This window comes from Paenibacillus sp. D2_2 (assembly GCF_031199965.1).
Taxonomy (GTDB): domain Bacteria; phylum Bacillota; class Bacilli; order Paenibacillales; family Paenibacillaceae; genus Fontibacillus.
In genome coordinates, this window is the sequence record NZ_CP133605.1 from 918,200 (window position 1) to 931,633 (window position 13,434).

Below are 13,434 nucleotides of genomic sequence, written 5' to 3' on the forward strand. Positions count from 1 at the left end.
GTTGGCGTTTTTTTTGGAGTGCTATATTTCTGCACAGATTAATAATCTATAGAGGGAGTTGATATGAAGGGAGAGGGATATTTTGCTCACTGATGAACATTTTAAAAAAAGAATTATTGGAGCAATTAATTCGTACATACGCCTAATAAACTCTTCAGTAAAAAGTGATTCTAACGATGAGATTATATCTAGTCAATGGAAATCTCATTTAGAAGATGAGAAGAATACATTTGTGGCTACTTTGAAAGTGAACGGAAAGGAAGAACTGCTATACTTTTCATATGATGAATGGAAGACATATGATGTTGATGTATTAAAGAATAATAAATTGAAAAATTTAATGAAAAGATTCTTGTAAGAGATTCGCTGTAAAATTGATGTAAAATATTCATAGAAATCTTCGGAATGTATTCAAACAGAACTCCATTCTAAAATCAAGGTTTCTGTGGATTGTATTAGTTCAAATCGTAAGCCAATATGTTCCTGCACATACCCAAATGAACCGAAGACGCCAGGAAAGGCGTCTTCGTTAGTGTCCTTGTGCGACATTAGATGTAAAAATGATTCGAATTTATCTGCAGCTGCTTGGTCGGAATCCAGAGAGCGTGGCCTCTTAAAAAAATTAAAAGACTTGGTTTCTCGATACTCTGAGCACTTCGTAAAATGCGAAGTGCTTTCTTCTATGTATCTAACTGGTAGACTTGTTAAAAAATAAAATCACGTGTTTAGATATAGCTAGTACTTAAAGCTTGTAATAGCCCATCATACTGTTTCCGCAGAACTGAATTGTCCGAGCTGACGGTATTGCCTGTCCGAAGATTGACACACAGATAACCTATTAGTGTCCATTGATTCCTTTTTAGGCGCATTCCTTTTTTGTGACTTCACCCGAATAAGTTACGTGACTATATCCTATATTAACATTATTCTACGAATTTCAGCATATCCCTTCTATTTGCCTGCTTCTTTTGCCCTATGAAAGGCCCCAAATTAACAAAAAGCAATAAGCTAATGGTATAATATTACATAAGAAAATATCGAAGGGAATGCTACCATTGAATTTGCAGGCAACAAATAAAATCGAAGCATGGCACAAGGTTGAATTTCTAACACCTTTTCAATTCCAATGGGATAAGGACGAAGATTATCTCATAACCGAAGAAAGACAAATTCCATGGATGGAACATGTAAAATATGGTCTCAAAGAGACGGAAGATGATACTTTTCGTTTTGCATTATATATAGGGGTTATGGATACCGAAGTAGTTATGCAATCAGTGCGTAAATTTTTACATGATGAAGAACAAATCCTGGAGGATATTAATTATAAGACAAATACAGCGATTGCAGAGATTTCATTAGATTTTAACGGGAATTATATAGCTGGAAGTTTTAAATTATCGACGTTACCTTTTGCACTTGGCAAGTTGAAAAAGGGGGTTTTTATAGGGATTGGTACCATGAGTTTAATAAACTTCACGTACAGTTAAATGAGATGATTGAAAGAGAACTTGAAAGTAAAGTAACTGTAGACAGAATGAAATTTATTCAGCAAGAAATTAGTGATTTTGTTGGATGGTCATCAGACTATTCTTATTTTATCGCAAAGTGTAGGAAAGTTCCAAAACCTAAGCAAGAAGATAAAGAGCAAAGTTCTTTTATTAGAGAGCCGGGCATTCTAAATAGCTTCTATATTAAAGATCTCGAGTTGGTGCGAAATAGTCTTAAATCGGAAGGAATAATAAGTGACGGGCTGATGCAGTTTTTAAGCGGTGAAGATATGCCTCTCGAAAATCGGCAAGACATTCATCGAGATAAGGAAAAACTATTTGAGATTCTTTCGCCCAAAAATATTCCTCTTGGGAAATGGCCAGGTAATCCAAAACATTCTCTTAATTTAATGCAACAAGCAGCAGTAAACCGGATATTTAAACAATTAAAACATTCAACTGGAATATTCTCTGTCAATGGCCCGCCGGGGACTGGAAAAACAACGCTTTTGAGGGATGTCATCGCCGAAATTATGGTTCAACGAGCTGAGAGATTAGTAGGATATGATGATCCTAAAAAGGCATTTTCCTTCATTAGAGAAGCGGACGGATCTATAAAAAAGGTGCAGAACTCTTATGTGAATACACTTTCTCCCGAATTATGTGGATTTGGAATAGTTGTAGCTTCTTCGAATAATGGAGCTGTGGAAAATATATCGAAAGAACTGCCTGATATTAAAGCATTACATGAATCTTTTTTAGATATGGAAGGGGCAGATTATTTTAGAGATATTGCACAAAGAATGCACGGGACCAATTCATGGGGGCTCATCTCAGCGGTTCTTGGCAATAGTAGTAATCGGTTTACTTTCAATACTAAATTCCTTGACAGAGAAGAAGGAAAGGATAAGTTGGGGAAGTCCTACTTTCAAATCCATGACGAATGTAAGTCCGTTCCTGACCATGTACATTTAGAGAAGTGGAACAAAGCTAGAGAATCATTTAAACAAGCCATAAGAAATGTTCAAGATTTAAAGAGAGAAGCGGTAGAGTTATATGAGCTTTGTAATAGAAAAAATAAAGTCGAAACGGATATAAAGCAGGGGCAGGATAAAATACAAAGTTTTAGTTTGAAAATAGAAGAAATAAAAGAAAAGCATCTAGAAATAAATGGAGAATGTAGTGAGTTGGACGAGAAAATTAATTATTTAAAGGAAGCACTAGATTATCATAATAGACAAAAAATCGGATTTTTTATCAGATTATTTAGATGTAAACCCTATAAAGATCATGTGTCACGGGCAAATTTATTAAATAAAGATATATCTGAACAACTTCATTCGATTAGTCAAAAGAAATCTGATCTGAAAACCATAGATGAAAACCTTAGGCTAGCAACTGATAAATATATCAAATTTAATAAAGAGCTTACTCAACTAAAGGAAGAATTTGCGTCCATTGAATCCAGAATCAACAACTCTTTGAAGGAAAAACCACGTTATGTTTTTAGCTTGATGGATTTAATTCATGGGGAGAATGATGAGATTCAAAGATCTTCTCCATGGATTACACAAGAGTTTTCAGAAGCAAGGAGTAAATTATTTTTGGCGGCTATGCATGTTCATGAATGCTTTGTTCGTGCATCAGTTTCAAAAATTATTGGTAATGTAATTCTGTTTAGCAAACTAAATTCACTTGATACTTTTGCGGAGAAAGAAGTTTTCAAACCTATATGGGATGTTGTCAGCTTGATCATTCCTGTGATTTCAACTTCATTTGCTTCTGTTTCCAGCATGTTAAGAGGTGTTGGAAGTGAAAGTTTAGGATGGCTTATAGTCGATGAAGCAGGACAAGCAGTACCCCAAGCTGCTGTTGGTGCCATATGGAGATCACAACGAACAGTGGTTGTTGGAGATCCAATACAAATTGAGCCCGTAGTAACATTACCGAAATCCGCATTTAATGACATAAGGAAATATTATGAAGTAAGTCCGCACTATTTGTCCGAGAAAAGCTCTGTTCAGACACTTATGGATCTCGCAAATAAGTACGGTACATTTCTTCAAGGTCGATGGATAGGGTCACCATTATGGGTTCATCGAAGATGTATCAATCCTATGTTTAAGATCTGTAACGAAATTGCATATGATGGCAACATGGTACTCGCAACTGAGAATCCCGAGGATAAACAAGCTCCCCTTAAGACTGAGGAAGAGAATCTAGTAAAGTTGTTAAAATATATGGGCCCAAGTTCATGGTATCAAGTTGAGGGGGAGACGGAAGTCAGACAATACGTCCCTGCCCAAGGTAAACTGGTTGTTGAGCTAGTTAAGAAGGCATTTCTGTACTCTAATGGACAAGTTCCGAGCTTATTTATTATAACACCGTTTACGGCTGTAAAAGAAGAACTCAAGTCTTTATTGAAAAATATGTATAAAGAGTTAACTTCATTTAAGATTGATAAAAAGCAGTTCCATAAATGGATTAATGAATCTGTAGGAACAGTTCATACTTTCCAAGGCAAAGAAGCATCCGTTGTAATTTTTTGTTTAGGGGTTGATTATAAGAATCTGGGCTCGGCTTCATGGGCTACAAACGAACCTAATCTTATTAATGTTGCTGTTTCCAGAGCTAAATATCGATTTTACGTCGTAGGAGATATAAATGTCTGGGGAGCATTGCAAAATATGAATGTTGTTAAGCGAGAGCTAGTTTACGAACAACCAAGACACTAATAATTATGGAGGGGAAAGACAAATGGAAAGAATTTTATATTATCCATACATAGCTGTACCCAACACAAAGTGGCTTACTCACGCTTTATTATATTGGGACGAAGTGGCATCTATAGTACCATCGGATTATTTTAATCAACCAGAGCTCCATGATCCATACATGTTAGAACTTGTGAAAGCTAATTTAGTAAGACAGTTGCCTCCTTTAGACGAAATGGGGACTCCAACTGGATTTGTGGATGGATTTATAGAAATTTTAGAAAGGCTTCTTCCAAAATCAGCCGCTGCAGTGGAACGCAAAGTAGAGAAACGTTTTGCTAGAATTCATTCCGAGAAAATGTTCTATAATATTTATCATGAGCTTCGTGTTAGAGGAATAGCACGAGAAGGTGATGGGCCTTGGTATGAGGTAGAGGAGCAAATTTCGATGTGGTTTATGCTTTATCTTGCTGCATACATAGGAAAGAGAGACAATTATACTCCGATTACAGATAAGCGGATCCCACAGATTCATTTATATCCGGGGCCAAAGCCGAAAGGGAAAGAAATACTAAACCCAGAACAAATACAAAGTAGAAGACGTAATCGAACGTTAGTTCTTCAAGGCTTACTCCCAGTCCCGAGAGATAATGTCCAATTGGAAGATATTATAAAATTTAAAGAAAAGTACGGTACGCAATTAAAGAAATTCCGAAGTGATATTGAGGTGTTTCTTTTAGATTTGGAAATACATCCAGTCAACCAAGTAGATGAAAGAATTAAACATTTCGTAATTAATAAAAACCTCGAGATAGAAGAATTAGTGAGAAAAATGGACGAGTCGTGGGGGATCACCTTGTTAGATATTGCTAGGGTAGGGAGCATCCTTACTTCATTCATCCAAACTATCGCTGATAAATCAGTACTTAGCTTTACCAATGCAACGACTAGTGCCCTGACTGGAGTACATGATTTTGTGAAAAGTAAAGGGAAAGCAGAACTTCTTTCACATCCTCTTGCGTATGCTGCACTATACCAAAGGAAGGATTTTAGGTCAATCTATAATAGGTAATTTTATTTCTGTATGAAAACGACTGGAGGTTATCTATATGAAGGTAAGAGAGTTAGTACAGATACTAGAACAACTTGATCAGGATCAAGTCATAAGGGTTGTCGTGCCTATAGAGGGGAGACCACATGGTGGTGGATTTTTAAAGGAAGTAAGCGAGGTATCTGAAATATTTGATCAGGATACAAATAAACCTTCATACGTAATACATATTTCGGATTTTAATGAAAAGTGAATAAGGAATAGTTTAAGGTCCCCTATTGAATATCTCGTTTTCCGTATCCTTGATCTTCTCTTTGGGGATCTATCTATAACAATGATTAATGGTTATTAGTCATGCTAACCTGCAAGTATCCGATTTGGTTATATGTGAAAAAAATTTCTCCTAATACTAATAAGGAATGATTAAGCATACATGAGCAATGAACTTACTTATAAATCGGTAAAAGATTTATTGAATTATCATTTTACAGTTCCATCCTATCAAAGAGGCTACCGCTGGGGAGTAAACAAGTCGCACAACTTATTGATGATATTTATGAGGAGCAAGATAAGAAGTATTATCTTCAACCTCTTGTTATAAGTAATGTTACTAGCTCTGAGCGAACATGGAATGTTATAGATGGCCAACAGCGACTAACAACAATTTTTATTATAATAGGGACTTTAAATTATTTAATCTCAAAAGATCCGGATAACACCATTCATGATTCAAGCAGAACCATGACTTTAGAATATGAGAGTCGTAAAAGTAGTGCAATATTTCTGAGCTTTTTAACTGATTGTAAAAATTTAGCTGATTTTCCAATGGAGGGCTTGAATCAAGAGCGTATATGGGAAGCATTTATAAAGTATAAAATAGAAGAAAAGGTAGAAAAGAATTTAGATTTTGAATACATGCTCGATGCATTTTGCACATCTATCGATAAAGTAAAAGAATTATTGAAAAAAAATGATTCTAACAATCTGAATGATTTAAAGCGGCGACTGTTGAATGAGTGTAAATTTATTTGGTACCCAATCAGTGTAAATAAAAATGATACGAGAAAATTAGAAATTAAACAATTTTCAAAGATTAACATGGGAAAAATTGAACTGACAGATGCCGAACTTATAAAAGCAGAAATAATGAATCCTACTAGATTGAACAATCAACTTGAAAGAAACAAGGTCAGAGAAAAGCAGTTTGCCACTTCGGAAACATGGTATTTTATAGAAAACGAATTGCGTAAACCGGACTTTTGGGCTTTTGTCCCTCATGAAGATCAGTATAGTTTTAAAAACCATAGTAGAACTAGAATCGATGTTTTATTTGAGTATTTATTATTGGAAAATGAACTAGATCTTAGGGTAGAAGTAGATAGTTATATAGAAGATTTAAATCCACCATATAAATATTCCTTATTTCTAAGAGTGCAGAAGCTTTTAAATAGTGATAGAACTGACAAAACAGTAGATAAAACTTGGGGTAAAATCAGAGATATTTTCGAAAAATTGAAAGAGTTGTATGAGAGTGACGGAAGAACCCAAATAGAAGATGATAAAAGTGAAAGTAAAGGCGGAAAGGGTGCAAGTATATACAATTTACTTAGTTTTATTACCCTTTATCGACAACAAAAAGAGAAGAACAACAGTTTTGTATATCTGAAAAGCTATGAAATATTTTGCGAATTATTAAAAAAAGACAGGAATGAACGTATTCCTTATATTAAAAAACAAATAAGAGAAATGGTGTTCGGAGAAGAAAATATTGAAGATAAGATAAAATTGATCAGATATAGCAGAGGAGACGAACTACGTGAAATATTGCTACTATATAATTTGATAATTTTATCTAAATCAGCGGGAATTGGTAATCGCTATAATTTTCTTGAGCATAATAATAGCAAACGCGAGTGGACTAGAGAGCATATATTCCCTCAAAACGCTAAATTTTTTGCAAAAGACACACTAAAGGTACAAAAGGATTTTTTAAGTCTGCTCACCAAAAACTTAGATAAGAATGATAATATTATATTAAAGAACGAAATAATTCTTAGGTATATAAATTATTTATATGGGGGAGATCCTCCTTTTAAACTTAAAAATCCTGGAATAATTAATTGGACTCATGACGAGGAAGCAATTGAATTATTTTTACAAAAAAAACACGATGAGGATGGATACGAGAAAGAATATGCTAAAAAATTAATGTTGATTCAACAATCGAAAGTTTTATTATCGAAAATCAGTGTTCTGGAAAAAAACAAAGAATTAATATACCAACAAAATCAGGAAGCCATAATTGAACATATAACAGCCAATAATGATATATTTAAAAACATTGATGAGGAGAAGATTATCTCAATATTTGAAACAGATAGTGAAAATTGTATTACAGTGTTAAAGGAAATACTACCGAATATACAATTTCCTGATTTTATTACAGGGTACATAGACAAATATATGGATGGATCTTTATTCATAATGAATTCTAACTTTTATGAGTATGGTCAAGAAGGAATTCAGCCTGATTTAAATGGAATATTTACAAACATATATAAAGATATCATAAATAATATAGAATACATAAATAATATAGAAGCGTTTGCGCGCTATCTTTCTTTGCTGAAGGAAATATGCAAACGGGTAAACCAGTCAATTGAAGCCGAGGTTAGTCGCTTTTTTAAAGATGAGTTTAATAATTTGATGTTAGATAATTCAATAGGAAATATGGCTTTGTTGGATAATATAGTAAATGGAAGTGAAAGTGTCGGAAATAAACCATATAACGAAAAAAAAGCAGCAATCTTTACTAAAATGAAGTCGGGAGAATTTATCCCTTTGGCGACTATTTTAGCCTTTACAGATGTATATGCTAAAAAACGAATTACAGATGAATACTGGATGTATGAGAGCAGATATGAATATGTACGTGATATTATTGCGACAATTAAAGATTTTCTAGACTTTAAAATGGATGGGAAAGGTAAAAGAAATGTCAGTGGAGGATAAAGGTGTCATGGACAAGAAAGATTATTCCTTATACAAGTTATTGGAAGAATATAGAGTTTGTATTCCTGTCATTCAGCGTGATTATATTCAGGGACTGGAAGAGGAAAACATAATGAGCACAAGACAAAGAATGATTGAAGATATCAAAGTTAGCTTGCAGTCGAGAAAAAGACTGAGTCTGAATATTGTGTATGGTCTGCATGAAGATGAAAGTACCACATTTTATCCTGTTGATGGTCAACAGAGGCTTACGTTCTTATATTTACTGCATTGGTATTTGGCACTAAGATCAACAGAGGGAGAATTTGAGCGTTTTTGCGAACTAAAGCCCTTTTTCTATGAGACAAGAAATTATGCTAATGAATTTTTTAGCTTTTTGAGAGATAAGGAGAATAAAGAAAAATGGCTTAATATTTTTAAAAGCAGTGATCGTCATAAACTTACACTGTTAGAGCGAGTTAAAATGAAATCGTGGTTTAAGTCGCAGTGGCTTACAGATACTACGGTTATTTCTATCATCAATGTATTTGGCGATTTTGTAGACAATCCTAGAACAAAAATTGATGTTTCTAAGGTAGAGGAATATTATGAACAATTAAAAACTAGTACTGTAATTTGTTTTGATTTTCTCTCTGAATCTGTTAGAGATGCAGAAAATACTGCTTCTACCAACTATATTCGATTAAACGCCAGGGGAAAGCAGTTAGATGATTTTGAAAATGTAAAAGCAATTTTATCTATGTTAGAGAACAAAATAGGAAAAGAAGATATAGACAGTCAAGATTTTGTAAGCCAGTATGATCAGAAGTATATTGATATCTTCTATAAGGAATGCTCAGAAGAGAAAAGTTTAGAGGAAAAAACAAAAAAAATCAATGGTAAGACCCTCAGACTTTTGATGAATACATATACTCTCCTATGGTCTATTAGAGGAGAAACAAAATATGAGAATGCAACATTTCATGATTATTATTCCACCATATATACCAAATCCCAAAAAGATGAAATCTCAAAATTTTGGATAGAATACTTTGAGTTTTTAAATATTTTGCTAACAACTATAGCTGGTGATGATGGAATTAAAAAACGCATCACTTTATTTTGGGAACAGATATATGAGCCTAAAACAAAAGACTCTGATAACCTGGTATCTAGTTTGCTGTATGTTTACTATTATTACAAATCACAACAGCAGTATGCCAACATTAATAATATTGAACAATTAGATTATGTACTTCTTAATCTGAAGTATAAGGAGTGGAAACAGGTCGGGTTTCGAACAATTGAATTACTAGCTCAGTATAGTGCAGAATATCTAGATGTATTCGAATTCTTCGCTCAAGAAAAACCGGATAGAGTGATTGCAAAGTTGAAAGTGCATAAGGATAATGGTGAAATTAATGAACTATATGATATAAAAGTCAGATTTAAAGAGCAGTGTATAAAAGCAAACATTATATGCAGGTTAAAAGAAGATTATACGTTGTTTGAATCATTAGAAAAAAAATCGGGTATACGAAAAATTCAATATTTATTAAGTATATCTGATATGTGGGTAAATGAAATTACACAAACGAAAATAGATGTTTTATTGAGATATATGGAGGTGGCGGAATGGTTTCTTTACAATAAGACAGAACAATTACTTTGGAAAAAGCTCTTTGCTGTAGCGAGTTACTGGGATGTTAACAATAATTGTTTATTGACTAAAGATATGATAAATCAACAAATAAGTGCTAAGAATGCGTCAGGAAAACGAAATATTCATTATTGGAACGATGAACATTATTTCATAAATGATGATATAGAACGTAAAAATAAGGAAGATCATAAGCTAAGAGAGGAAAAACATACACTTATAAAAAGTGTATATGATATTTGGATAGCCTATGGATTATCAGATGAACAACAGAGAAAAGTTTGGTTAAAGAATCAATTTGCTGATTCAGCATATGAAGCATGTTGGTTAAAGTATGCAGTTGATAGAAATCGTCCAGAACTATTGGATAACACTGTTTCGTATGACGAGGTTCAGGGAAAAGTTTATATTGATATTAAGCATAACTATAGATATCATAAATGGGATGAAAAGGACAAATGGAGATATAATTTTTTTTCCACAGTTTATATGTTTGATTTTTTGGAGAATCAACCAGAATACAAGCATAATATGTATGATTCCAGCGTTTGGGACTATTACGGGAGACCCTTTTCTGCAACATCCATTGAGAACGGTGTTCAATTTTATTCAAACTTAAAAATTATCAATCAGTTTGGTTTGCGGTTGTTATGGGGTGAAGATAAACAGAAAGATTTATCTTATCAATTTGGTGAACAAACGGGAATAGTAAGAGGTGTTTTTGGTTGTATGCACTCCATTGATTTCCCATATGAACCCAATTCTAGTATCACGGTTACTCATAAAGAAGTGGTAATTACAGAGTTTATACATGAGAATCAGTATAAGCAACACTTATATAATCTTGATAATTCTAGGGAAATGTCCGATATTAAAAACAAAATACAGGATTTCGATGTGAAAGTTGACGGATATAAAAATATAGAGGATGCCGATCTAGCTATCTGGGATAGACGTAGCTACACATACAATTATGAGGAAGTGTTTAGACATAAATATAAAGGTAGTAGTATAACCCAAATTAAGAAAGAAAGCTTTGTTGATTTAGAAACTATCCAATTTATTAAATGCACCCATCTTCTTAAATAAATCGAAATATATCCAGTATGAGGCATCATTAGCGTATATGCTCGGATACCCGCATTGATGTCTTTTTTGTGCAAATTAATAAATAGACAACTCATTTTGACAGACTCTAAAAGGCATCATCCATTTTTACTGTTTTTAGATAAAGCAACCGAGGATAGATTTATTAATAATCTTTGAGTAAGAATTTGAGACAGTGGTCATATACTCCGTAGTTTGAGTCCATAACAGAAATAATTTGAAATATGGTCTAATGTCACGGCAAATCTTGAAAAAGCATATTGATGTAAAACTGATGTAAAACATCAACAAAAACGATCGGAATGAAACCTCCCAGAGCGGAAAAAAATGAAAAAAATCCCGTCAAATCAAGGTTTCTGCGCACTGCAACAGATCAAATCCTATGGCAGTATGTTCCCGCATACGGTGCATGTGGAGTGCTGTTCACTGTTAGTTTGGAACGGAAATAACGAATGTTAACAGGGGATTGCCCTCTCTTCAACGAGACTCTCATTTTTGGGAGTCTCTTTTAATTTTTGGAGAGTCTACTACACCTATTCTTTCTCTTATATGGCTTTCTCCATAAGAAAATCGAAAATCAAAATGAGTAAAGAAAGTGTAAGAGATGTAAACAAAACAAAATTGTAAGCGCATTCAGGCGACTCTAGAATAATAGCTAGTAACACAGCTAATGACATGTATTGCAGGGTACAAAGGGGGAAGCGTTCAGATGAATAGAGTTAAACCGTGGCATCTGCTGTCCCTCCGAGCGTAGCGTTACAAATCGAACTACATGAAGTTATTAAGGAGGAGTAGATTTGAAACAGAAACTCACACGTAAAGGACTGTCCCTTACTCTCGCCACGCTGATGGCGGTCAGCAGTTTTTCTTCGGCCCACCTCTCGCGCAGGCGTCGCCCGATTCCGGCAGGGCTCAGTTTGTCGGTAGGGATATTTACACCAATGCGACGGCAGAGGAACTAAAAAAGGCGATAGGATCCGGACATAGCGTGGACAATAAACCGGAGTTCCATGCGCTTTTGGACGAGTCGCCTGGCTTGGCGGACTTTACAAGGCCAAACATCCTTGACTGGATTCACTATGTCAGTAGGGGCGATGCCAATTCAGGAGAAAACTTGACTGGCGCCGTTAGCCAAGTAAAGCATGTCAAGAGCGAAGTGGAAGGAGACCGTTTGGACATCATAGGAGCCGACGGTTCGGCGAAAAACGGCGGTAACTATGCCGATTTAGGGCTATTCGGACCCAAATACTCGGATGGGGTCATACTGTCCGAAGGCACAGAGGTAAACTCAACTGAGAACGTGAATATGCGCAGGGCGCATCCTAGCTTTACTGGGACCAACGCCACCGCCACATTCACTGCGCCATCCGCGAACGGCGAGCCCCGTACACTGGAGATTTATCTAGCCGTGAACGGCGGACAAAATGTGACCGCTACAGCTACCTTGAACGGAGCTTCCGTGGCGGAAGTCCCTGCTTTTGATAGAAGAGTAGAAGATATCACCGCCAGTTCAAATGGCCTTACTGGGCTAAAATATGTGTTCACCTACACGGGTGACGAAAATGAGTATCCGCTGGTGGTAACCTTTACTTTGGCTTCTAGCGACAACACGAACTGGAGCAGCCTGCGTCCCGTGGCCGCGTGCATCCTTGACGAGACTACAAACACCATAGACGTGTCCGGTGGTACGGCGGAATACGAAAAACCGTTCAGTATGCCGGGTGACACCAGCGAGTTCCTGTCGGGCCAAACCATCAAGCTAACCGCTGGCGACGCGCCGTTCGGCAAGGTGTTTGACACGTGGACAGGTGAGGATGCATCGCTGTTTGACAACCCAAACAGCGCCATGACCACGTTCACCATGCCCAAACATCCTGTGAGCCTTACCGCTACATATAAGGACGCGACGACGAGAACCGTAACGGTGACCGGCGGCACGGCAGAGGAGGTAGGTGGGTCCAACCCAGGCGAGAGCATCAGTGCATATGTGGGCAGCACGATTACGCTTAAGGCCGGTACGCCGCCTGAAGGTCAAGGCTTTAAAAACTGGAAAGTGATTAACGGCACCTCAGCCGTCTTGTTTGCCGATCCTTATGCTAGCACGACGACCTTCGTGATGCCTGATGCGGATGTGGGAATTGGTGTCGATTACCGTGTAAAGGGTACAACTGAGCCAGGGATCAAGGACAATGAGGATACCCTAACGGGTACAAAGAAGTACAATGATTACCTGTTCTCAAAGCATTCCGCGGGCGAACCAAGGAACCCCGTGGCCGGGATAACCTCGTTCTCCGACGTTTCTAATAACACCGCCGTTCCGGGCGTACCGCAGATTGATGACAATCTGAGCGCCCCTAACGTCCTCGATTGGATGCGCTTTACCAACGACGGTACCGGCGAAAAGTAAACCGCAAGTCCGAT

At 36.2% G+C, this 13,434-nt stretch carries 8 protein-coding genes; all 8 read left to right on the forward strand.

The window, feature by feature from the left end; translation table 11 throughout:
• Window positions 1-82: 82 nt before the first annotated feature.
• Window positions 83-358 carry a hypothetical protein gene (locus RE628_RS04445; RefSeq protein ID WP_309157599.1) on the forward strand — a complete coding sequence of 92 codons (276 nt, stop codon included), beginning with the start codon at window positions 83-85 and terminating at the stop codon, window positions 356-358.
• Window positions 359-1,055: 697 nt separating this feature from the next.
• The gene (locus RE628_RS04450) at window positions 1,056-1,490 is read left to right on the forward strand and encodes a hypothetical protein (RefSeq protein ID WP_309157600.1); all 435 of its coding nucleotides are present in this window, start codon (window positions 1,056-1,058) and stop codon (window positions 1,488-1,490) included.
• A 5-nt stretch (window positions 1,491-1,495) separates the two neighbouring features.
• Window positions 1,496-4,225, forward strand: a complete 2,730-nt coding sequence (locus RE628_RS04455) for an AAA domain-containing protein (RefSeq protein ID WP_309157601.1) — start codon at window positions 1,496-1,498, stop codon at window positions 4,223-4,225.
• A 22-nt stretch (window positions 4,226-4,247) separates the two neighbouring features.
• Window positions 4,248-5,276, forward strand: coding sequence for a DUF6236 family protein (locus RE628_RS04460; protein WP_309157602.1), 1,029 nt, complete (start codon window positions 4,248-4,250; stop codon window positions 5,274-5,276).
• Window positions 5,277-5,313: 37 nt separating this feature from the next.
• On the forward strand, window positions 5,314-5,508 hold the full coding sequence (locus tag RE628_RS04465; RefSeq protein WP_309157603.1) for a hypothetical protein: 195 nt from the start codon (window positions 5,314-5,316) through the stop codon (window positions 5,506-5,508).
• A 263-nt stretch (window positions 5,509-5,771) separates the two neighbouring features.
• On the forward strand, window positions 5,772-8,267 hold the full coding sequence (locus RE628_RS04470) for a DUF262 domain-containing protein (RefSeq protein ID WP_309159365.1): 2,496 nt from the start codon (window positions 5,772-5,774) through the stop codon (window positions 8,265-8,267).
• A 7-nt stretch (window positions 8,268-8,274) separates the two neighbouring features.
• Window positions 8,275-10,995 carry a GmrSD restriction endonuclease domain-containing protein gene (locus tag RE628_RS04475; RefSeq protein WP_309157605.1) on the forward strand — a complete coding sequence of 907 codons (2,721 nt, stop codon included), beginning with the start codon at window positions 8,275-8,277 and terminating at the stop codon, window positions 10,993-10,995.
• A 1,006-nt stretch (window positions 10,996-12,001) separates the two neighbouring features.
• Window positions 12,002-13,420, forward strand: a complete 1,419-nt coding sequence (locus RE628_RS04480) for an InlB B-repeat-containing protein (RefSeq protein WP_309157607.1) — start codon at window positions 12,002-12,004, stop codon at window positions 13,418-13,420.
• The last annotated feature ends 14 nt before the right edge of the window (window positions 13,421-13,434 follow it).